This window comes from Ralstonia sp. TCR112 (assembly GCF_007997035.1).
Classification (GTDB): Bacteria; Pseudomonadota; Gammaproteobacteria; order Burkholderiales; family Burkholderiaceae; genus Ralstonia; species Ralstonia edaphi.
Window position 1 is genome coordinate 1 of sequence record NZ_VOSS01000084.1, and the last position, 21,022, is coordinate 21,022.

At 67.0% G+C, this 21,022-nt stretch carries 18 protein-coding genes and 2 pseudogenes; 15 read left to right on the forward strand and 5 right to left on the reverse strand.

Annotated elements, in window-relative coordinates; genetic code table 11:
• A partial coding sequence (locus FUT88_RS19430) for a 6-phosphogluconolactonase (RefSeq protein WP_186829342.1) occupies nucleotides 1-299 on the reverse strand: 299 nt, incomplete at its 3' end.
• Nucleotides 299-1,768, reverse strand: a complete 1,470-nt coding sequence (zwf, locus tag FUT88_RS19435; RefSeq protein ID WP_147217566.1) for a glucose-6-phosphate dehydrogenase — start codon at nucleotides 1,766-1,768, stop codon at nucleotides 299-301. The genes FUT88_RS19430 and zwf, both read right to left, overlap by 1 nt.
• A 321-nt stretch (nucleotides 1,769-2,089) precedes the next feature.
• Between zwf and edd the strand changes: the two are divergent.
• A pseudogene (edd, locus tag FUT88_RS19440) lies at nucleotides 2,090-3,918 on the forward strand (phosphogluconate dehydratase).
• A 48-nt stretch (nucleotides 3,919-3,966) separates the two neighbouring features.
• On the opposite strand, the gene FUT88_RS19445 reads toward edd, so the two are convergent.
• Together FUT88_RS19445 and FUT88_RS19450 are read right to left on the reverse strand one after the other, a co-directional pair.
• The gene (locus tag FUT88_RS19445) at nucleotides 3,967-4,665 is read right to left on the reverse strand and encodes a YceH family protein (protein WP_147217567.1); all 699 of its coding nucleotides are present in this window, start codon (nucleotides 4,663-4,665) and stop codon (nucleotides 3,967-3,969) included.
• A 106-nt stretch (nucleotides 4,666-4,771) separates the two neighbouring features.
• Complete coding sequence (locus tag FUT88_RS19450) at nucleotides 4,772-5,227, reverse strand: universal stress protein (RefSeq protein WP_147217568.1); 456 nt, start codon at nucleotides 5,225-5,227, stop codon at nucleotides 4,772-4,774.
• A 137-nt stretch (nucleotides 5,228-5,364) separates the two neighbouring features.
• On the opposite strand from FUT88_RS19450, the gene FUT88_RS19455 reads away from it, so the two are divergent.
• The 7 genes from FUT88_RS19455 (at nucleotide 5,365) to FUT88_RS19485 (ending at nucleotide 11,272) form a co-directional block, all read left to right on the forward strand.
• The gene (locus FUT88_RS19455; RefSeq protein ID WP_147217570.1) at nucleotides 5,365-5,823 is read left to right on the forward strand and encodes a DUF3293 domain-containing protein; all 459 of its coding nucleotides are present in this window, start codon (nucleotides 5,365-5,367) and stop codon (nucleotides 5,821-5,823) included.
• Nucleotides 5,824-5,920: 97 nt separating this feature from the next.
• Nucleotides 5,921-6,433 (forward strand): hypothetical protein, encoded by a 513-nt coding sequence (locus FUT88_RS19460; protein ID WP_147217571.1) that lies wholly within the window; start codon nucleotides 5,921-5,923, stop codon nucleotides 6,431-6,433.
• 234 nt (nucleotides 6,434-6,667) lie between these two features.
• A complete protein-coding gene (locus FUT88_RS19465) occupies nucleotides 6,668-7,825 on the forward strand; it encodes a cytochrome c oxidase subunit II (protein ID WP_147217573.1) in 1,158 nt (385 codons plus the stop codon).
• A 12-nt stretch (nucleotides 7,826-7,837) separates the two neighbouring features.
• The gene (gene ctaD / locus FUT88_RS19470) at nucleotides 7,838-9,634 is read left to right on the forward strand and encodes a cytochrome c oxidase subunit I (RefSeq protein ID WP_147217575.1); all 1,797 of its coding nucleotides are present in this window, start codon (nucleotides 7,838-7,840) and stop codon (nucleotides 9,632-9,634) included.
• On the forward strand, nucleotides 9,631-10,242 hold the full coding sequence (locus FUT88_RS19475) for a cytochrome c oxidase subunit 3 (protein ID WP_147217577.1): 612 nt from the start codon (nucleotides 9,631-9,633) through the stop codon (nucleotides 10,240-10,242). The genes ctaD and FUT88_RS19475 overlap by 4 nt, the downstream gene beginning before the upstream one ends.
• Nucleotides 10,239-10,937: a heme-copper oxidase subunit III family protein gene (locus tag FUT88_RS19480; RefSeq protein ID WP_147217579.1), complete on the forward strand. Its 699-nt coding sequence runs from the start codon at nucleotides 10,239-10,241 to the stop codon at nucleotides 10,935-10,937. The genes FUT88_RS19475 and FUT88_RS19480 overlap by 4 nt, the downstream gene beginning before the upstream one ends.
• Before the next feature lie 8 nt (nucleotides 10,938-10,945).
• Nucleotides 10,946-11,272, forward strand: a complete 327-nt coding sequence (locus FUT88_RS19485; protein WP_147217581.1) for a cytochrome C oxidase subunit IV family protein — start codon at nucleotides 10,946-10,948, stop codon at nucleotides 11,270-11,272.
• Between the two features lie 517 nt (nucleotides 11,273-11,789).
• Here FUT88_RS19485 and FUT88_RS19490 read toward each other — a convergent pair.
• The gene (locus FUT88_RS19490) at nucleotides 11,790-13,025 is read right to left on the reverse strand and encodes a cystathionine gamma-synthase family protein (RefSeq protein ID WP_147217583.1); all 1,236 of its coding nucleotides are present in this window, start codon (nucleotides 13,023-13,025) and stop codon (nucleotides 11,790-11,792) included.
• Nucleotides 13,026-13,357: 332 nt separating this feature from the next.
• Between FUT88_RS19490 and FUT88_RS26845 the strand changes: the two are divergent.
• The 7 genes and pseudogenes from FUT88_RS26845 to waaF form a co-directional block, all read left to right on the forward strand.
• Nucleotides 13,358-14,692: pseudogene (locus tag FUT88_RS26845) on the forward strand (ABC transporter transmembrane domain-containing protein); the annotation flags it as partial.
• Between the two features lie 895 nt (nucleotides 14,693-15,587).
• Nucleotides 15,588-16,172 (forward strand): response regulator, encoded by a 585-nt coding sequence (locus FUT88_RS26850; protein WP_261797220.1) that lies wholly within the window; start codon nucleotides 15,588-15,590, stop codon nucleotides 16,170-16,172.
• A 2-nt stretch (nucleotides 16,173-16,174) separates the two neighbouring features.
• Nucleotides 16,175-16,744, forward strand: a complete 570-nt coding sequence (locus FUT88_RS19500) for a hypothetical protein (protein ID WP_147217585.1) — start codon at nucleotides 16,175-16,177, stop codon at nucleotides 16,742-16,744.
• A gap of 345 nt (nucleotides 16,745-17,089) precedes the next feature.
• Complete coding sequence (locus tag FUT88_RS19505; protein WP_147217587.1) at nucleotides 17,090-18,403, forward strand: glycosyltransferase family 4 protein; 1,314 nt, start codon at nucleotides 17,090-17,092, stop codon at nucleotides 18,401-18,403.
• Nucleotides 18,404-18,438: 35 nt separating this feature from the next.
• Nucleotides 18,439-19,200 carry an SDR family oxidoreductase gene (locus FUT88_RS19510; protein WP_147217589.1) on the forward strand — a complete coding sequence of 254 codons (762 nt, stop codon included), beginning with the start codon at nucleotides 18,439-18,441 and terminating at the stop codon, nucleotides 19,198-19,200.
• Entirely contained in the window at nucleotides 19,191-19,814 is a 624-nt protein-coding gene (locus FUT88_RS19515) for a D-glycero-alpha-D-manno-heptose-1,7-bisphosphate 7-phosphatase (protein ID WP_147217591.1), read from the forward strand. Before FUT88_RS19510 ends, FUT88_RS19515 begins: the two co-directional genes overlap by 10 nt.
• Nucleotides 19,811-21,022, forward strand: a complete 1,212-nt coding sequence (gene waaF, locus FUT88_RS19520; protein ID WP_147217593.1) for a lipopolysaccharide heptosyltransferase II — start codon at nucleotides 19,811-19,813, stop codon at nucleotides 21,020-21,022. The genes FUT88_RS19515 and waaF overlap by 4 nt, the downstream gene beginning before the upstream one ends.

The following is a 21,022-nucleotide window of genomic DNA, read 5'->3' on the forward strand; positions in this document are numbered from 1 at the left end:
AAGAAACGCGCCGCTGCCGCCGCATCCTGCAAAAGGTGCTCGCGCACGAGCCGCGCGTTGCTGTCGGCATGCCCGGGCGGCACCGCACGCTCGTCGACCAGGGTGATCGACACGTCGGCCCAGCGCAGCGGCAACACGCGCAAGGCAGCAAACAGCGCAATGGGCGAACGCCCCCCGGACACAGCCAGGCACGCACTGCCCTGTTCCTCGATCACATGCGTGAGCGTGTTGGCAATGGCCGCAGCCAGCGCTTGCACCTGCGCGGCGGCGTCCGGAACTGCGTGCCAGCGCATCGCCATTACATCTCCTCGTGCCAGGCGGCGTTGTCGCGCGAGAGCAGCGCGCTCGATGCCGCGGGGCCCCAGCTGCCCGCGGTGTAGCCCTTGGGCGGAATGCGTGCTTCGTTCCACGCTTCGATGATCGGCTCGACCCAGCGCCAGGCTTCGGCCTGTTCATCGCGGCGCACGAACAGGCCGAGCTTGCCGTTGACGGCGTCCATCAGCAGACGCTCATACGCGCCGGCATGGCGCACGCCGCCGTGGTCGGTAAAGTCCAGGTCCAGCGTGGACGGCTGCAGGCCCAGCGCCGCACCCGGCGTCTTGGTCAGGAACTGCAGGCGGATGCTCTCTTCCGGCTGCAGGCGGATGACGAGACGGTTTTCCGGAAACTGGATCAGCGGCTTGGGAAACAGCGCGTGCGGCACATCGTGGAAACGTACGACGATCTCCGCCAACCGCTGCGGCATGCGCTTGCCGGTGCGCAGGTAGAACGGCACGCCGGCCCAGCGCCAGTTGGCAATCTCGGCCTTGATGGCGACGAAGGTTTCCGTGCGGCTGTCGGGCGGAATGCCCTGCTCATGCAGATAGCCCTGCACCGGCTGCCCGGCGATGGCGCCTTCCTGATACTGGCCGCGCACGGTCTTCTCAGGCACCTCTTGCAGCGGGATCGGCTTGAGCGCTTTCAAGATCTTCAGCTTTTCGTCGCGGATGGCGTCTTGCGACAGGCTCGACGGCGGCTCCATGGCGACGATACATAGCAGTTGCAGCAGGTGGTTCTGCACCATGTCGCGCAGCGCACCGACGCCGTCGTAGAAATCGCCGCGCTTTTCCACGCCAAGCTGCTCGGCAATCGTGATCTGCACGTCCTTGATCCACTCGCGGCGCCACAGCGGCTCGAACAGCGCGTTGCCGAAGCGGATCGCCATCAGGTTCTGGACGGATTCTTTCCCGAGGTAATGGTCGATCCGGTAGATCTGGTCTTCGGCAAAGAACTCGGCCACGGCGGAGTTGATGCGCTCGTTTGACGCGAGATCCGTGCCCAGCGGCTTTTCCAGCACCAACCGCACATTGGGCGTATTCAGCCCGACGCGGGCGAGCTGCTTGCAGATGTCGATGAAGAAGCCCGGCGCCGTCGCCAGATAGCACACCGTCACTGGCGCCCGGTCTTCACCCAGCGCGGCGGCCAGCCCGTCGAACTGTTCGGGTTTGCGGGCGTCGACCTGCTGGTAGACGATGCGCTCGGCAAACGAGGCCCAGGCGTCGTCGGAGACGGGCGCTCCGGAATACAGGCGCATGGTCGGGCGCGTTTCGCGCTCCAGCAACGCCAGGTAGCCAGCTGTCTCCAGCGGCTGCGTGCCGATGGCGAAGATCCGCCCGCGCGGGTGCAGTTCGCCGCCCTGATGCGCATCGAACAAGGCCGGAATCAGCTTGCGGCGGGCAAGATCGCCCGTACCGCCGAACAACACCATGTCGAATGCGGGCACCGACATCGTCATCTCCTGTGTGTGAGCCATCGATTAGGCTAGCCTAGCTGACTAGCAAAGCCACGTCTTTTCAGCTCATTTTGTAGTATTACTACATCGCGAGCAAGACGTTCGTGAAACTGCCCCGGCAAGCGTTTCCGGCAAATCTTTTGCGCCGAAGCATGGCCTCCCGCGCGCCTTCTGGCACGCAATTCGCGTGCTCGGCCGTGTTACCGGCGCTGCGTCGGATGCGGTACCTGTGGAAAACCCTGCACCACATCCGGCCCATTTGTAGGAAAATTACAGCATTCCGTCCCGCCCGGACCTACCCCCTCCAGGAGAACCCGCATGGCCCTGCACCGCACTTTGGCCGCCGTCACCCAACGCATCATCGACCGCAGCCGCAGCCCCCGCCAGGCCTATCTGGACGTGACCCGCAAGAATGCCGGCCGCAAGGTCGAGCGTACGCTGCTCTCGTGTACGAACCTCGCCCACGGTTTTGCGGCCATGCCGGGCGAAGCGAAGATCCGCCTGAAAGCGCTGGAGCGGCCGAACCTGGGGATTGTCTCCGCCTACAACGACATGCTGTCGGCGCATCAGCCGCTGGAGGCGTTTCCGGCGTGGCTCAAGCAGGCTGCGCTGGAGGCCGGCGGCACCGCGCAGTTTGCCGGCGGCGTGCCGGCCATGTGCGATGGCGTGACGCAGGGGCAGGACGGGATGGAGCTGTCGCTGTTCTCGCGCGACACGATTGCCCTGTCGACGGCCGTGGCGCTGTCGCACCAGATGTTCGACGCGGCGCTGTACCTGGGCGTGTGCGACAAGATCGTGCCGGGGCTGGTGATCGGCGCGCTGTCGTTCGGCCACCTGCCCGCCGTGTTCGTGCCGGCCGCCCGATGACCACCGGCATCAGCAATGATGAAAAGGCGCGCACCCGCCAGCTGTACGCCGAAGGCAAGCTCTCGCGCGCCGACCTGCTGGAAGCCGAATCCAAGTCGTACCACGGCCCGGGCACGTGCACGTTCTACGGCACGGCCAACTCCAACCAGATGCTGATGGAGGTCATGGGCCTGCACCTGCCGGGCACCGCCTTCATCAACCCGAACACGCCGCTGCGCGAAGCGCTCACGCGTGAGTCGGCGCGCCAGGCGCTCAAGCTCGTCTTCAGCGGCGACCAGTACACCCCCATTGCCGACGTGCTGGATGAGCGCGCGTTCGTCAACGGCATCGTCGGCCTGCTGGCCACGGGCGGCTCGACCAACCACACGCTGCACCTGGTGGCGATGGCGCGTGCGGCCGGCATCCTGCTCACGTGGGACGACTTCAACGATCTGTCGGGCGTGATTCCGCTGCTGGCGCGGGTCTACCCGAACGGCAAGGCCGACGTGAACGAATTCCAGGCCGCGGGCGGTCTGTCCATCGTGATTCGCGAACTCCTCGACGCCGGCCTGCTGCACGACGATGTGACGACGATCATGGGCAAGGGCCTGCGCCGTCATGCGCAAGAGCCCTTCCTGGAAGGCGACAAGCTGGTCTGGCGCGATGGCGCCGCCGCCTCGCTCGATACCAACATCGTGCGCGGCGTGGCCGAGCCGTTCTCGTCGGACGGCGGCCTGCGGGTGCTCGACGGCAACATCGGGCGCTCGGTCATCAAGGTGTCGGCGGTCAAGCCGGAACATCGTTTTGTGGAAGCGCCGGCACGCGTCTTCCTCGCGCAGGACGATCTGATCAACGCGTTCAAGGCCGGCGAACTGGAACGCGATTTCGTGGCCGTGCTGCCGTATCAGGGCCCGGCCGCCAACGGCATGCCCGAGCTGCACAAGCTCACGCCGACGCTGTCGGTGCTGCAGGAGCGCGGCTTCAAGGTCGCGCTGGTGACGGACGGCCGCATGTCGGGTGCGTCGGGCAAGGTGCCGGCCGCCATCCACATCACCCCGGAAGCGCTCAACGGCGGGCCGCTGGCACGTGTGCGCGATGGCGATATCGTCGTGCTGGATGCGGAAGCGGGCACGCTGCAAGTGCGCGTGCCGGAGGCAGAGTGGAATGCCCGCCAGGTCACCGCGCCCGATCTGTCGCACTACCACGCAGGCGTCGGGCGGGACTTGTTCTCGGGCTTCCGCCGCAATGTGTCGGCAGCGGAAGAAGGCGCCTGCACGCTGTTCGTATCGGCCGGCGCGTAAACCGAAGACGATCAATCGGCCCCGGCGTTGCACCGGGGCCGATTGCGTTTACAGCATCGACTTGTCGATCGAGATGCCCAGCTCACCGGCCATCTGCTCGACCAGCGCTTGAAGCCTGGCCACCTTGTCGGCCAACTGTTTCTGCTCCGCTTTCAGCGCCTCGAATTCGGACGGCGCGATGGACTCGTCAACGGCGCCGCCCTGCCGAATGTCCGCCTGCGCAACTTCACCGCACAGCAAGTGCATCCAGCGGCTTTCACGCTCGCCGGGCATGCGCGGCAGCTTCACCACATAGGGCGGATCGTGCTCTGCCAGCTCATCGAGAAACGCTTCAACGGATGAGATGTCTGCAAAGGCGTGGAACCGCGCCGCGTTCAATCGCAGCTCGGCTGCCGTCTGCGGGCCACGCAGCAGCAACACGGTGAGCAACGCGACCGATTGGCTCGGCACGCCCAGCACGCGGTTCATGTTGTGCTCGAAACGCGGCACACGGCTGCTGCTGCCTTCCATGACCAGGCTTAGCGATTTCAACCCGTCGATGGCGGTGAGGATCTCGGCTTCAGTCACGGACATGACCGGCGCGCGGGCGGTCTTCTGGTTGCAGCCGGCCGCCAGCGCGTTCAGCGTGAGCGGATAGGTGTCGGGCACCGTGTGCTGCTTCTCGACCAGGACGCCCAACACGCGCCCTTCAAGCGCGGTCAGGGTACGGATGGCGCGACGCTGCGGAGCGTCGGATTGGATATTCATGATGGGACGGCGGCGGATACGCTGTGGGTTGGGGCAAATTCGAACGCCGACATCATATCCGCCGCGCGCAGGCAAGCGGCCCTGCCTGCGCAACAACAAGCGAAGCTCAGCCCTTGGCAGGACCGCGCACCAGCAACACCGGCGTGGTTGCCTGGCGGATGAACTTTTCGGCCACGCTGCCCAACATCGCATGCGCCAGCCCACGGCGGCCGTGCGTGCCGATCACCACCACATCGGCGCCGCTGCGCACCGCTTCACCTTGCAGGGCGGCCGCTACGTCCTCGCCCACGCTTTGGGTTTCCACCAGCACCGTTTCCTGCTGCAAACCGGCAGAAGTCAGCGCTGCGGCGGTGTCGGCAAGCAACGCGGTGCCGGCCTGGATAAACGACTTGCGCAGCTCGGTCGGGTCGTAATAGCCGACGTCGAAGAGCATGGCCGGGCTGTCGACGATATAGACGGCGCGGACGGTGCTCTGGAATGCCTTGGCCAGGCGCACGGCCTCGGCCAGGGCCAGCTTGCTGGTTTCGCTGCCATCAATGGCGACCAGGATCTTCTTGTACATGGTTCGAGCCTCGCAGGGGAGTGGTTGTCGGAATACTGTGCCGGGGCAGCAACATGGCCGCCTACGCACTATTCTGTGACATCCACGGCCCTTTTGCGTTGCGCCAGATCAGATGGCCGCGACCATGCGACGCAACAATGCACCGCCATCCGCCCGCCCCTACGCCTGAACTGATTGCCGCTTATCGCAGCGCGCGGTATCGCGTCAGCACGCCGGAAGGCGACGTGCTGCTGCGCGTCGATGCCATCAACCCGTGTGTGGCGGCATTGCTCGCGCAAGCCGATGCGCCGTGGGCCGTCTTCGTGACGGCACATCAGCCGTTCTCGCGCCCGGTGTCCGCCGAGGAAAACGCTGCGCGCCAGGCAGAACTGCTCGCCTGGGCCATCGCGCGCGGCATGCCCTGGCTCGATGGCGAAGGCGGCCCGCCCGAAGATGCCGCGGCGGACACGTGGCCGCCCGAGCCGAGCCTGTTCGTGTTCATCGAAGACCCCGCCATCGCCGACACGCTGATGCTCACGTTCGAGCAGAACGCCGTCGTGCTGTGCGATGCGCATGGTTTTTGTACCTTGCGTTGGCACCCGTATCTGCCAGACTGATTCTGCACAGGGCACTTGGCGCACAGCGCTTTGCAGCACCGCAAGTGGCGCTTCCGATTCCTAAGTGCCGGCGTAGATACATCAGCAGGAGGTTCGTATGGAACTGCACATGCAATCGCATCATTGGGAGCGCCGGATGCCCGACTGGCTGGCCGCCAGCGTGGCCGGCATCGTGGGCGGCGCGCTGGTCATCGTGCTGGAGTTCTTCTGGTCGACCATGGTGCTCAATGAAAGCCCCTGGCGCCCGACCCACAAGATCGCCGCCATGATCATGGGTCGCGGCGCGCTGGAAGAGATGTCCCTGTTCAGCTTCAGCATCGTGGGAACAGCGCTCGTGCTGCACTTCGTGCTGGGCGCCCTGATGGGGATGATCCTCGCGGCCATCATCGCGCCGTTCCACTTCGACTCCAGCCCCGGCATGCTCGCGGCCATTGGCGTGGTCTTCGGGATCGTGGCGTACGTAGTCAACTTCTACGGCATGACGGCCGTGTTCCCGTGGTTCGTGTCGGAGCGCGGCTCGGGGCCGTTGCTTGCCAACCTGCTGTTTGGCGTCGTGACGGCGATCACGTACGGCATGCTCGAGCGGCCCATGCCCAAACCCATGCACTGACACACCCGCCTTTTTCCTGCGGCGCCGCAAGCTGAGCAGCGCCATCAGGAGGCGGCCGCCTCGGGCAACCCATGCCGGAGGCGGCCGTTTTGCATTGCGGCGCAGCATGCAGACGGCGCGTCGGCGCAATCCATATGCGTGGTGCGCCTCGTCCTTACGTTGCCTTGCACGATCGGGGTGCGCGACCTAGCCTGTCTTTAGCGTGTTGAGGGAGTCCCTCGCCGGGAGGTGCCCATGGCCCTTGCGATTGCGCTCGTGCTGATCGTCGTGCTGGCGGTGGGGTTTCACTTTGCCAGCCCGTGGTGGATCACCCCGATCGCCTCCAACTGGGTGCGCATGGACGACACGCTGACGATCACCATCGTCATCACCGGCGTGCTGTTTGTCGCCATCAATCTCTTCGTCGTGGCAGCGCTCCTGCGCTATCGCCATCGCAACGGCCAGCCCAACCAGCGGGCCGCCTACGAGCCGCACAACAAGCGCCTGGAATGGTGGCTGATCGGTATCACCACCGTGGGTGTGGCGGCGCTCCTCGCGCCGGGCCTCTTCGTCTATGCGGATTACGTCCGCCCGCCACCGAACGCCCTGCAGATGGAAGTACTCGGCCAGCAGTGGCAATGGCGCTTCCGCTTTGCCGGCCCCGGCGGCAAGCTCGGCACGACCGACGTGCGCTACATGAGCAACGACAACCCGTTCGGCTTGAACCCGGCTGACCCGAACGGCCGCGACAACTACCTGATCGAAACGCCTGAGCTGCACCTGCCGATCAATCGCCCGATCCAGGTGCTGGCGCGCTCGCGCGATGTGCTGCACGACTTTTACGTGCCGCCGTTCCGCGCCCGCATGAACATGGTGCCGGGCATGATCACCACGTTCTGGTTCACGCCCACCAAGGCGGGGCGTTACGACATCCTGTGCGCGCAGCTCTGCGGCATCGGACACGCCAACATGCGCGGGGTGGTGGTCGTGGAAGACGAAGCGTCGTTCGCACGCTGGCTCGCGCAGCAGACCACCTTCGAGCAGCGCCAGAAGGCCAAGGTGCAGGCAGCCCCCGCCGCCGCTGGCGGAAGCGCCCAGGCATTGGCCGAGCAGGGCCAGACGCTCGCCCAGTCCAAGGGCTGCGTTGCCTGCCACAGCGTCGACGGCAGCCCGCGCGTCGGCCCCACGTGGAAAGGGCTCTACGGCAAGACTGAAACCATGGCCGACGGCAGCACCGCACACGTCGACGAGGCGTACCTGCGTGCGTTCATCCGCGACCCGAAGGCGCGCGTAGTCAAAGGCTTCGCGCCGATCATGCCGTCGTTCGACCTGAGCGAGCAGGAACTCGCAGCGCTGGTTGCGTACATCCAGGCGCAAGGTGGCGATGCCGCATCGACCACGGCAAAACCGTAGCGAGGAGACGCCATGTCCTACGCACACACCGACCCCGCGTCCACCGGCCACGATCACGCACCGCAGAGCTTCTGGACGCGCTACGTCTGGAGCCAGGACCACAAGGTCATCGCGGTGCAGTACGCGCTCACGGCCATCGCCATCGGGCTGGTGGGGCTCGTGCTGTCGAACCTGATGCGCCTCCAGCTGGGCTTTCCGGGCAGGTTCGCCTTCATCGACGCCAACCACTACTACCAGTTCGTCACCATGCACGGAATGATCATGGTGATCTACCTGCTGACGGCGCTGTTCCTGGGCGGCTTCGGCAACTACCTGATCCCGCTGATGCTGGGCGCGCGCGACATGGTGTTTCCGTTCCTGAACATGCTCAGCTACTGGGTCTACCTGCTGGCCGTGCTGGTGCTGGTGGCGAGCTTCTTCGTACCGGGCGGGCCCACGGGCGCGGGCTGGACGCTGTATCCGCCGCAGGCCATCCTGCCCGGCACGCCGGGCACCGAATGGGGCATCGTGCTGATGCTGGTGTCGCTCGCCATCTTTATCGTGGCCGCCACCATGGGCGGGCTCAACTACGTGACCACCACGCTGCAGGCGCGCACGCGTGGCATGACGCTCATGCGCATGCCGCTCACGGTGTGGGGCATCTTTACGGCGACGGTGTTGGCGCTGCTGGCGTTTCCGGCGCTGTTCGTGTCGGCCATCATGATGCTGCTCGACAAGACGCTGGGCACCAGCTTCTTCATGCCGGCGGTGGTGTCGATGGGACAAACACTCCAGCATGCCGGCGGCAGCCCGCTGCTGTTCCAGCACCTGTTCTGGTTCTTCGGCCACCCCGAGGTCTACATCGTCGCGCTGCCTGCCTTCGGCATCGTGTCCGATCTCATCAGCACGCACGCGCGCAAGAACATCTTCGGCTACCGGATGATGGTGTGGGCCATCCTGATCATCGGTGTGCTGTCGTTCGTCGTCTGGGCGCACCACATGTTCGTGTCGGGCATGAACCCGTACTTCGGCTTCTTCTTTGCCACCACCACGCTGATCATCGCCATCCCGACCGCGCTCAAGGTCTACAACTGGGTGCTCACGCTCTGGCGCGGCGACATCCACCTGACCGTACCGATGCTGTTTGCCATCGGCTTCATCAGCACGTTCGTCATCGGCGGCCTGACGGGGCTGTTCCTCGGCAACGTCAGCGTGGACATTCCGCTGTCCAACACGTACTTCGTCGTCGCGCACTTCCACATGGTGATGGGCGTGTCGCCGATCCTGGTGGTGTTCGGCGGGCTCTATCACTGGTACCCGAAAGTGACGGGCCGCATGCTGAACGACACGCTCGGCCGCGCGCATTTCTGGATCACCTTCGTCGGCACGTACCTGATCTACTTTCCGATGCACTACCTGGGTGTGCTCGGCATGCCGCGCCGGTACTACGCATATGAGGGTTACAGCTTCATCCCGCCGTCCGCGCAGACGCTGAATACGTTCATCACCGTCATCGCCATCATCGTGGGCTTGGCGCAGCTGCTGTTCCTCTTCAACCTGGCGTGGAGCCTCGTGCGCGGCAGGAAGGCCGAGGCCAACCCGTGGCGGGCCACCACGCTCGAATGGCAGACGCCGCAGACACCGCCCGGGCACGGCAACTGGGGGCCGACGCTGCCGGTGGTCTATCGGTGGGCATACGAGTACAGCCCGCCCGGCCGCGCGGATGACTTCGTGCCGCAGAACGAACCGCCCACCGGCGCCTCCGACATGGGAGCGGAGGTGGAGGCGCAGCCGGCAATTCCCCTCCACGCCAGCGGGGTGCGCACATGACGACCCTGCCCCGCCAATTCGCGCCCGACACATCGCCTGCATTGCCGCCGCACGCCGGGCGCATTGGCCTGCGCGTCTTCATGGCCGTGGTGACGACGCTGTTCTCGCTGCTGGTCCTCGCCTATGCCATGCGCATGCGCGAGCCGGACTGGATGCCGGTTCCGCACCCGGCGCTGCTGTGGTGGAACACCGGCGTGCTGGCGCTGGCGAGCGTCGCCATGGAAGGGGCAAGGCGCACCGACGCGCGCCGCACGCCCTGGCTGCTGGCCGGTGGCGCCCTTGCCGCGCTGTTCGTGTTCGGCCAATGGGCGGCGTGGCAGCAACTGTCGGCCACCGGGCAAGGCGTGGCGGTCAACCCGTCCAACAGCTTTCTGTATGTGTTCACGGGCCTGCATGCGGCGCATGTCATCGGTGGCCTCGTCGTCTGGGCGGTGACGGTCGCGCGCCTGCGCAGGAACGCCGATCGCACCCGGCTGGCCGTTTCCCTCTGCGCGACGTACTGGCACTTCCTGCTGGCCGTGTGGCTCGTGCTGCTGGCCGCGATGTGGTGGATCACGCCCGCATTCGTCAGCGCCATCTGCGGGCCGCTGTATGGAGCCACGCCATGAGCCACTCCACGCTTCCAACGGACCCGGCAGTCTCGGCAGACGCCGCCAAAGGCTGGCCCGGCATCGTCAACGACTGGTCGGCCGACCGCGAGACCTTCAAGGTGCCGTGGGGCAAGGCCATGATGTGGATATTCCTGCTGTCGGACACGTTCGTCTTCAGCAGCTTCCTGGTCGGCTACATGACGGTGCGCATGTCGACCACCGTGCCGTGGCCCGACGCGTCCAAGGTGTTCGGGCTGTCGGTGGGCGGCGTGGAAGTGCCGCTCCTGCTGATCGCCATCATGACGTTCGTGCTCATCAGCAGCAGCGGCACCATGGCCATGGCGGTGAACTTCGGCTACCGGCGCGAGGCAAAGCGGGCGGCGCTGCTCATGCTGGCAACCGCCATCCTGGGCGCGGCGTTCGTGTCGATGCAGGCGTTCGAGTGGACCAAGCTGATCGTGCACGAAGGCATCCGGCCGTGGGGCAATCCGCTGGGCGCGGCGCAGTTTGGCGCGTGCTTTTTCATGATCACCGGCTTCCACGGCTTTCACGTGACGTGCGGCGTGATCTACCTGTTGCTGGTCGCGCGCAAGATCCTGCAGCCGGGTTTTGCCGAACACGGCAACTTCCAGATCGTGGAGATCGCGGGCCTCTACTGGCACTTCGTCGATCTCGTCTGGGTGTTCATCTTTGCGTTGTTCTACCTGTGGTGAGGCCTGTCATGGACCACACGGAACCCTCTGCCCACGGGCAACAGCACCCCATCGGTATCTACCTGAAGATCTGGGGCCTTTTGTTCGTGCTGAGCACGATGTCGTACCTGGTCGATTATTTCCACGTGCAGGGGCTGATGCGCTGGACGCTGATCATCGTGTTCATGCTCGCCAAGGCCGGGCTGATCGTCTCCGTGTTCATGCACATGATGTGGGAGCGGCTGGCCCTGGTGTACGCGATCCTGCTGCCGCCGCTGGCGTTGCTCGTGCTGATGGTGCTGATGGCGGCGGAAGCGCATCACACCTTTGGCACGCGCATGCTGTTCTTCCATTGAGCCCCGGGCTGGGCGGGCCGAGCACGGCCCGGCGAGGCTCGCATCCGGCCCCCGGAGGGCGGAGCATGGACCTCAAACCGTGGCGCTCCGCAGTCTGATGTCCAAAATTTCGACCTCGGACTGTCGCGTTCCACCCTCAGACCGTGGAACGCCAGCCTAAAACCGTCGAGCGTGACCCTCCGACGGCGGAGCACGGGCCTCGGAGTGCGGATAGGTCGAATGTTTTTGGGCGGAGCGTGAGCCTCGGACAGTGGCGTTCGAGCCTCCGAGGCTGAAACGCCAGCCTCCGAGCACGGCAATCGTGTGTTTGACATTGGGGCACGACCCTGTGACGGTGGCGTTCGGGCCTCAAAGCGTCACGTTCGACCCTCGCACGGTGGAGCGCCAGTGTTTGTGCCTGAAGTACCACCCTCCGAGGGTGGAGTTCGAGTGTTCAACCGTGGAGCGCGATGCTCCAACACTCGCAGGCGCGCGGGCAGCCCTGCCCAGGGCCGCCGCGTTGCCAGGGCGATGAAATTTAGCCGAGATGGATCGCGTCCAGCGCCTGCGTGAAATCGGCCAGCAGGTCAGCTTCATCCTCAATGCCGACCGACACGCGAACCAGCGAATCGGCAATGCCCATCGACGCGCGGCGCTCGGCGCCCATTTCCCAGTAGATGGTGGGCGCCACCGGAATCACCAGCGTGCGCGTATCGCCCAGGTGCGTGGCGCGCACGGCGTAGCGCAGGTGGTCGAGCATGTCGACGTAATCAGCGCCGTCCACCAGCTCGAAGCTCAGCAGGCCGCCGTAGTGGCGGAACAGCTCGGTGGCGCGGGCGTGCTCGGGGTGCTCCGGCAGGCCGGGGTAGTACACGCGTGCCACCTTCGGGTGCGCGGCCAGCGTACGGGCCAGCGCCAGCGCGTTGCTGCAGGTGCGGTCGACACGCAGGGCCATCGTTTCGGCGCCCACGGCAATGCGGTGCGCGGCATCGGCAATCAACGTGGCGCCCTGGTCGCGCAGGCCCTTCTTGCGGATCTGCTGGATGCCCTGCATTTCCGGCTTGGCCTTGCGGTAGGCCGGATAGATGTTCGGATAGGCCGCCCAGTCGAACAGGCCCGTATCCACCACCGCGCCGCCCAGCGCGTTGCCGTGCCCGCCGATGTACTTCGACAGCGAATGCACCACGAGGCTCGCCTGTGCCTCGCGCGCGCGGAACAGCCATGGGGACGTCATCGTGCCGTCGACCACGTAAATCAGGCCGCGCGCCTTGCAGATATCGCCAATGCCCTTCAGATCGGCCACTTGCGTGCGCGGGTTGGCAATGGTCTCCACGAAGACAAGGCGCGTATTCGGCTGCACCGCATCGGCCACGGCCTGGGCCGACGTGGCATCGACGAACGTCACGTCCACGCCCAGGTTGCGCAGCGTTTCGAACACGCTGTTGGTGTTGCCGAACAGGAAGGCGCTGGAGACCACGTGGTCGCCCGCGCGCAGCAGGGTCGAAAACACCGCCATGATGGCCGCCATGCCGGTGGCAAAGCATGCGGTGGCCACGCCGGCTTCCATCATCGCGATCTTGGCCTCGAGTGCGGCCGTGGTCGGGTTGCCCTGGCGGGCGTAGGTGTAGCCGGGCTTGCCCTGGAACACGTCGATCAGCTCGCGCGTATCGGTATAACCGTACGTGGTGGACGTGTGCAGCGGCTTGTGGATGGCGTAGTGCTCGACGCCGGCTTCGCGGTCGGCGTGCAGGAGGGCGGTGGTCAGTCCGGTCATGGCGGGGGCAGCAGAAAGGCAGGAAACAGCAGGAAACGGCAGGAAAGTCACGCATTATCGCGCGATTCCGGGGCCACCTGGGCGCCGGAAGCCGGGCGGGCGTGGAACGTGGCTTGCGTCGCACCTCGCGTTGCAAGACCGACCGGATTCCATGCCTGGTGACGAGCCCATCTCCTGCATCCTCCCCTCCTCCCCATCCTGCTGAGGCATCGAGCCTGCAGCAGCGGATCGTGGGCGCGCTGTGGCGCGCCATCTGGCGCTACCGCAAGCGCGTGCTGGTGGCCGTGGGGCTGCTGGTGCTGGCCAAGCTGTGCGCGGTGGGCGTGCCGATCGTGCTCAAGTGGATCGTCGACGGCTTTGGCGATGCCACGCGCGCGCGTGTATTTCCCGCCTTCCTGCTGCTGGCCTACGCGGTGCTGCGCTTTGGCGGCACGCTGTTCGGCGAGCTGCGCGACATGGTGTTCTCGCGCGTGTCGCAGCCCACGGTGGCGGGCTTCATGGCGCAGGCGTTCGAGCACCTGCATCAGCTCGGGCCGCGCTTTCATGCAAGCCGGCAGACGGGCGGGCTGATCCGCGATGTGGAGCGCGGCACCACCGGCATCGAGTTCCTGCTGGGTGTCGCGCTGTTCACGATCCTGCCGACCATGGTGGAGATCGGCTCCGTGCTCATCATCATGATGAGCCGCTACAGCGGGTGGTATCTCGTCACCATCCTGGCCACGTTTGCGGCCTATTGCACCGCCACCGTGCTGCTCACGCGACGCCGCGTGCGCCTGCAGCGGCAGATGAACGAGTTCGACTCGATGGCCGGCAGCCGGCTGCTCGACAGCATGCTCAATCACGAAGCCGTGAAGGTGTATACCAGCGAGCGCTTCGAGGCCCACCGCTACCGCGACATCCTGCGCCAGCGCATCGAGACGGCAGTCGCCAACCAGCGCGCGTTGTCACTACTGCACGTGTCGCAAAGCGGTGTCATCGCGGCAGGCGTAGCGACCGTCATGCTGCTGGCCGGGCAGGACGTGACGCGCGGCGTGCTATCGGTGGGCGATCTCGTGCTGATCAATGCGTACATCATCCAGGTGTGCCTGCCGCTCAACGCGCTGGGCTTCATGTTCCGCGAGGCGAAAGACGCCGCCATCAACGCCGAGCGCCTGTTCCAACTGCTTGAACAGCGGGCCGACGTGGTGGACCTGCCCAACGGCGCGCCGCTGCGCGTGACGCAGGGCGACGTGCAGTTCGACCACGTGGATTTCGGCTACGAGAACACGCGGCCCATCCTGCATGACCTGTCGCTGCACATTCCGGCCGGGCACACGGTGGCGGTGGTGGGCGGCAGCGGCTCGGGCAAGTCGACGCTGGCGCGGCTGCTGCTGCGCTTTTACGACCCGTGGGCGGGGCGCGTGTCCATCGACGGGCAAGACCTGCGCGTGGTCACGCAAGACAGCGTGCGCCGCGCGATCGGCATCGTCCCGCAAGACACCATCCTCTTCAACGACACCATTGCCTACAACATTGCCTACGGGCGCGAAGGCGCGACGATGGCCGAGGTGATCGAGGCAGCGCGCGCGGCCTATGTGCACGACTTCATCGCCGCGCTGCCCGAGGGCTACCAGACCATGGTGGGCGAGCGCGGGCTGAAGCTCTCGGGCGGTGAAAAACAGCGCATTGCCATTGCGCGGGCGCTGCTGAAGAACCCGTCGATCCTGATCTTCGACGAGGCGACCTCCGCCCTGGATACGCGCTCGGAACGCGCGATCCAGCGCGAGCTGGATCGCCTCTCGGCACACCGCACGACGCTGGTGATTGCGCACCGGCTTTCCACGGTGGTGGACGCACACGAAATCGTCGTGCTGGAAAAGGGCCGCATTGTCGAGCGCGGCCGCCATACCGACCTGCTGGCGGCCAACGGCGTCTACGCCCAGCTCTGGACGCTGCAACGCCAGCAGTCCGACCTGGAGCAGGCCCAGCACCGGCTTGCACAGCAGCCGATCAACCTCGTGGCCCTGGTGGTGAGCGTGCTCGACGGCCTGCGCGAGGCGATCGATGCACGCCGCATCACCGTGTATTCCGTCATCCGCTCGGAAACCCCGAGCATCACGGGCGACCCGAGCCGCCTGCAAGGCATCGTGGGCGATGTGCTGAGCCACGCCGTGCTGGCCAGCCATCCGGGCAGCCGCATCGAGATCGTGCTGGAGCGCGTGGAAGGGATGGCGCAGCTGCGCGTGACCGACACGATTGCCATACCGGCGGTGGCGGCGGCAGCCATTCCCACCGCGTCGCACACACCCGCAGAGATGGAGCCCGACGCTGCGTTGTCGGCCTTTGGGCCAACGACCACCCCGCCGGCGCCCGCGCCCTTCGACGTGCTGGACCCAGTGGAGCCGCTTGCGCCGTTGCGGCAGGAGCCGCGCGCGTTCGACACCGCGCTGGCGGCGACCGCGCAGGACACGGCCGCCACGCCTGCAGCCACGCTTGACCCGTTGTGGATCCGCTCGGTGGTGGAACAGCACGGCGGCGCTTTGCCGTCTGCCGCTGCCCCACGGCGACGGCACCACGTATGTGATGGACTTCCCGATCCGCGCGGTGGCCCCGCTCGCGGTTGCGCCGGGCGAGGCCGCATCCGCCCCGCCGCAGCAGGCGCCGCGGGCCGAGTGCACCGCGCTTCCGCCGCCGGATGCGCTGTCCGGCGTGCACGTGCTCATCGTCGACGACCAGGAAGACGCCCGCGAAATCCTGCAGCTGCTATTGGAAGACTATGGCGCCACTGTCACCGCGTATGGGGCCGCCAAGCCGGCACTCGCGGCCCTGCGCGCGGCGCCAAGCAACTCGTGGCCCGATGTGCTGGTCTCCGACATCGCGCTCGGTGACGACGAAGACGGCTACGCCCTGCTGCGCAACGTGCGCCTGCTGGAGAGCGAGCGCGACATGCCGCTCGATGCCCGGCTGCCCGCCGTCGCGCTCTCCGGGTACGACCGCCCGGAAGACCGCACGCGGGCCCTGCTGGCCGGCTTCCAGCTGCACCTGGCCAAGCCCACCGAACACGGCGAACTCGTCACCGCCATCCTCAGCGTCATCCGCGCGCGACGCGCGCCCGCGCGTGAGTCGCACGCCTCCGTTTCCCTCCAATCAGCCCAGGAGTCCCCATAAACATGCTGGCCGATTTCGATCCTTCCGCCTCCGCGCAGGAAACGCTGCAACCTCAGCAGCCGCAGGCACCGCAGAAACAATCGCAACAGCCCACCTCGCACTTTGCCGGCGCAGACGCCGCCCGCCGTGCCGTGGAGATGGCACTGCCGCTCATCACGCAGGCGATGACGCGCCCGCAGGAAGTGGGCGACAGCGGCTTCCTGCATATCGTGGTGATGGACCCGGCACGCTCGCCTGCCGAGTGCGCCTTTGATGAAGCCGTGCTCTACGAATACTCGGTGGGCGATCGCACGCAATGGGATGCGGACTACGCCGCTTACGCGCGTGCCAAGGCACGGCTGGCGTGGCAGCACGGCATGAACACGCACGCGCTGCAGGCCTTGCGCCCGCACGTGCTGCGCGCGGGCGACACCAACCTGTGGGGCAGCGCCGTGCTCGACGGCATCGTGGTCGGCGTGAGCGGCGCACTGCCGTTCTATGACGAAGCCTTTGCGCAGGTGGTGGCGGCGTGCCTGCGCGCCATCGCCAAACAGGCTGCGGCCGCCACCGGCGGCACGCTGCGGCTCGCCTGACACCCTCCCTTGACGCGCGGCGCGACAGGCGTGATGCCGTCGTCGCGCCGTTTCTCCTTGTACGCCGCGTAAGAATTGCGCGGTCCCCCAACAGCCGCACGTTGAAGCGCGCGGCGCCACGGCGGGTGCACTGCGTGCACGACCGGCGCGCCACTCCGAGCTTCACATCCCGCAAACGCTTGTCCGGACAAGCGAAACGCGCTTCCCGGGCCCGGCTCATCTCTCCTCATTGGAACGCCCTGCGACACAAGGTTGCGCGCCATGGCACGCCGGCTGCTGAGGGTCTTCGCACGTGGCTTCCGAACACCTCACCACACAGGCCGCGACGATAAGAGGAGAAACGACATGCGCATCGCCATGGTCAGTGAACACGCATCGCCACTCGCCGACTTGGGCGGTGTCGACTGCGGCGGACAGAACGTCTACGTGCGCCATGTCGCGCGCCAGCTTGCACGGCTGGGCCATCGTGTCGATGTCTTCACGCGCCGCGAGCGGCCGTGGGACCCGGAGATCGTGCCATTCGACAACGGATGCCGTGTCGTCCACGTGCCGGCCGGACCGGCCGCCGTGCTGCCCAAGGAAGCCCTGCTGCCGCACATGCATGCCTTTGGCCGCCACTTGTTGAACCACTGTGCGCGCGCCCAGGCCAGCGGCGAGGGTTACGACGTCATTCATGCCAACTTCTTCATGTCGGGCCTGGCATCGCTGGCGGCATCAACGCGGTTGCACCTGCCGCTGGTCATGACCTTTCACGCGCTGGGCCGCGTGCGCCGGCTGCACCAGGGCAGCGCCGACGGCTTTCCCGATGCGCGCTTCGCGATCGAAGAGACGCTGGTGCAACGCGCCGACCGCGTCATCGCCGAATGCCCACAGGATCAGGCTGACCTGGAAACGCTGTACCGTGCGCGGCCCGAGCAGATCGACGTGGTGCCGTGCGGCTTTGACGCCGCGGAATTCGCCCCCATCGACCGCGCCGAAGCGCGACGCCGCCTGGGCGTGCCGGCCGATGCGTTTGTCGTGCTGCAGCTGGGCCGCATGGTGGCGCGCAAGGGCGTGGACAACGTCATCGAGGCCATCGGCAAGCTGCCGGCCGAAGCGCGCCAGCGCGTGCGCCTATACGTGGTGGGCGGCAATACCGTCGTGCCGGACGTGGCCGCCACGCCGGAACTCGGCCGCCTGCAGGCCATTGCCGAGCGCGCCGGTGTGAGCGCGCAGACCACCTTTGTCGGCAAGCGCGGCCGGGCCGATCTGCGCACCTGGTACAGCGCCTGCGATGTCTTCGTCAGCACGCCCTGGTACGAGCCGTTCGGCATCACGCCGGTGGAGGCCATGGCGTGCGGGCGCGCGGTGATCGGCGCAGACGTGGGCGGCATCCGCTCGACCGTGCGGCACGAGCGCACCGGTTTCCTCGTCCCGCCCAAAGACCCGCAAGCGCTGGCCGCGCGCCTGCTGCAGCTGATCGAGCAGCCCGAGCTGTGCCGCGAGCTGGGGCAAGCCGGTCTGGTACGCGCCCGCATGCTCTACACGTGGCTGGGCGTGGCCGGCCAACTCGAGCGTGCCTACCTCAAGGCCATCGACACCCACGCCCGCGCCATGGGCCGCATGACCGATGCCGTGCCCAGCGCCAACGCTGCGGCGCTGGCGGGGCTCGCGGCCTGACCCGTTTTTTTCCACCCTTCCCTCATCACGCCGCCATGACCCAGACCGATTTGAACTCGACCCACAACACCACGCCAACGCTGCGCGACCAGGTCATCATCGTGACCGGCGCGGGGCGCGGGCTGGGCGCCGCCATCAGCCGTGTGCTCTCTGCCGAAGGGGCAACGGTGGTCGCCACCGACCACGATGCCGGCACCGCTGACCGCACCGCCGCCGAGCTGATCGCCGAGGGCAGCCAGTCGCACGCCATTGCGCTGGACGTGGGCGACGAAGCCGCCGTGCGCAGCGCGCTCGATGAAGTGGTCGACCGCTTTGGCCGCGTGGATGCCGTCATCAACAACGCAGCCATCGATATCACGCTGCCCATTGACGAACTGAACGTCGAAGACTGGGACCGCGTGGTGCGCACCAACCTGCGCGGCCCGTTCCTGCTGGCCAAGCACGCCAGCGTGCTGATGCGCAAGCACGCGAGCGGCGCCATCGTCAACATCGCCTCCACCGCGTCGCGGCGCGCGTGGCCGAATGCGTCGGTCTACCACGCCACCAAGTGGGGGCTGCTGGGCTTGTCACATGCGCTGCATGCCGAGCTGCGCCCGCACGGCATCAAGGTCTCTGCCGTGATTGCCGGGGGCATGCGCACGCCGTTCCTGCTGGACCGCTTTCCCGACATTGACGTGAACAACCTGCAGGACCCGGCCAACGTGGCCGCCGCCGTGCGCTTCGTGCTGCTGCAGCCGCCCGAGACGGTCATCCCGGAAGTGATGGTGCTGCCGATGCGGGAGACGTCATGGCCCTGATGCGCGCGCCCTTGCGGCCGCGACCGAGCCCCGCCGTCTTTCTCGACAAGGACGGCACGCTGCTGGAAGACGTGCCCTACAACGTCGACCCGGCGCGCATGGCATTGGCACCCGGGGCGGGCGAGGGTCTGCGCATGCTGGCCGCCGCCGGCCTGCCGCTCATCGTGGTGAGCAACCAGCCCGGCGTGGCGCTGGGCTACTTTCCCGAGGATGCACTGGAAGGTGTGGCCCGGCGGCTCGGCGAGCTGTTTGCGCTGCACGGTGCCACGCTCAGCGGCTTCTACTTCTGCCCGCATGCGCCGACCGCCGATGGCAGCGCCGGTTGCACCTGCCGCAAGCCCCGCGATGGCATGTTGCGCGAGGCCGCCGCCGCGCACGGCGTTGCGCTGGAAGGCTCGTGGATGATCGGCGACATCCTCAACGATGTGGAGGCCGGCCGGCGCGCGGGCTGCCAGACGATCCTGATCGCCAATGGCAACGAAACGCTGTGGCAGCCGGGCCCGTTGCGCGTACCGGACTACATCGTCGGGCGCTTTGACGAGGCGGCTGCCATCGTCATTGCCCAGCAGGCGCGGCACGCGCCCCGCGCGCAATACCTGAGGGCCGTCGCATGATCGCAGCCGGCATTCCCGAGCGCCGCGCCGTGTGGGCCAACGCGAGCCGCATCCTGTGTGTGCGGCCCGACAACCTGGGCGACGTGGTGATGACCACGCCCGCCTTTCACGCGCTCAAGGCCGATCAGCAGACGCGCCGTGCGAGCCGTCATCTCACGTTGCTGACGTCGCGCTCCGGCGCCACGGCCGCACCGCACCTGTCCGACATCGACGACGTGATCGTCTGCGATGTGCCGTGGGCCAAGCACGCCAACGCGGCCGACGCCGACCAGACGCGCGCGCTGGTCGACACGCTGCGCGACGGCGCATTCGACGCGGCCGTCATCTTTACCGTGCACACGCAGAATCCGCTGCCGGCCGCCATGCTGTGCTTTCTGGCGGGCATTCCGCTGCGCCTCGCGCATTGCCGCGAGAACCCGTACGCGCTGTTGACCGACTGGATTGCCGACCCCGATGCGCGCATTGCCGCCACCGCGCCCGGCGACGTGCGCCACGAGGTGCGCCGCCAGTTGGACCTCGTGCAGCACGTGACCGATGTGGCCGCGCATCTGCCGCACAGGCTGCGCTTCAACGTACGCGCGGCGGACCGCGATGCCGTGCGCGCCAAGCTGGCCGAGCGCGGCATCACCACCGATGCACCGTGGATCGTCCTGCATCCGGGTGCGACGGCGGCGTCGCGGCGCTATCCGCCCGATCGCTTTGCGCATATCGCCTGCACGCTGGCAAACCGCTATGGCTGCCCGGTGCTGGTGACGGGTGCGCCCACCGAGGCCGAACTGGTGCAGCAGGTGTGCCTGCCGGGGCTGATTGCCGGGCAGCGCGTCATGAACCTGGCCGGGGCACTCACGCTGGGTGAGCTGGCGGCGCTCATTGAGGGCGCAGCGCTGCTCGTCTCCAACAACAGCGGCCCGGTGCATCTGGCTGCGGCCACGCAGACGCCGGTGGTCGATCTCTACGCGCTGACCAATCCACAGCACACGCCTTGGGCCGTGCCGCACGCAGTGCTCTCGCACCAGGTGCCGTGCCGCTATTGCTACCGCAGCGTGTGCCCGCTCGGCCATCAGGCTTGCCTGACCGGCGTGACGGAAGAGGAAGTGGTGGCGGCCGCGCACCCGCTGTGGCAATCGTCGCGCGTCGCGCAGGCGTTATGGCCCGGCGCTGCGATGGCTGCGTCGTCTGTCTCGAACGCGCCCACGCCGGTGGCCTGA

Bases quoted from the DNA above. Each gene is read 5' to 3' on its own strand.
- FUT88_RS19480 (WP_147217579.1), top strand. From the start codon at position 10,239: ATGAGCCACTCCACGCTTCCAACGGACCCGGCAGTCTCGGCAGACGCC.
- FUT88_RS19490 (WP_147217583.1), bottom strand. From the start codon at position 13,025: ATGACCGGACTGACCACCGCCCTCCTGCACGCCGACCGCGAAGCCGGC.
- FUT88_RS19445 (WP_147217567.1), bottom strand. From the start codon at position 4,665: ATGAATATCCAATCCGACGCTCCGCAGCGTCGCGCCATCCGTACCCTG.
- FUT88_RS19505 (WP_147217587.1), top strand. From the start codon at position 17,090: ATGCGCATCGCCATGGTCAGTGAACACGCATCGCCACTCGCCGACTTG.
- FUT88_RS19500 (WP_147217585.1), top strand. From the start codon at position 16,175: ATGCTGGCCGATTTCGATCCTTCCGCCTCCGCGCAGGAAACGCTGCAA.
- FUT88_RS19515 (WP_147217591.1), top strand. From the start codon at position 19,191: ATGGCCCTGATGCGCGCGCCCTTGCGGCCGCGACCGAGCCCCGCCGTC.
- ctaD (WP_147217575.1), top strand. From the start codon at position 7,838: ATGTCCTACGCACACACCGACCCCGCGTCCACCGGCCACGATCACGCA.
- FUT88_RS19450 (WP_147217568.1), bottom strand. From the start codon at position 5,227: ATGTACAAGAAGATCCTGGTCGCCATTGATGGCAGCGAAACCAGCAAG.
- zwf (WP_147217566.1), bottom strand. From the start codon at position 1,768: ATGTCGGTGCCCGCATTCGACATGGTGTTGTTCGGCGGTACGGGCGAT.
- FUT88_RS26850 (WP_261797220.1), top strand. From the start codon at position 15,588: ATGGACTTCCCGATCCGCGCGGTGGCCCCGCTCGCGGTTGCGCCGGGC.
- FUT88_RS19455 (WP_147217570.1), top strand. From the start codon at position 5,365: ATGCACCGCCATCCGCCCGCCCCTACGCCTGAACTGATTGCCGCTTAT.
- FUT88_RS19465 (WP_147217573.1), top strand. From the start codon at position 6,668: ATGGCCCTTGCGATTGCGCTCGTGCTGATCGTCGTGCTGGCGGTGGGG.
- FUT88_RS19485 (WP_147217581.1), top strand. From the start codon at position 10,946: ATGGACCACACGGAACCCTCTGCCCACGGGCAACAGCACCCCATCGGT.
- waaF (WP_147217593.1), top strand. From the start codon at position 19,811: ATGATCGCAGCCGGCATTCCCGAGCGCCGCGCCGTGTGGGCCAACGCG.
- FUT88_RS19475 (WP_147217577.1), top strand. From the start codon at position 9,631: ATGACGACCCTGCCCCGCCAATTCGCGCCCGACACATCGCCTGCATTG.
- FUT88_RS19510 (WP_147217589.1), top strand. From the start codon at position 18,439: ATGACCCAGACCGATTTGAACTCGACCCACAACACCACGCCAACGCTG.
- FUT88_RS19460 (WP_147217571.1), top strand. From the start codon at position 5,921: ATGGAACTGCACATGCAATCGCATCATTGGGAGCGCCGGATGCCCGAC.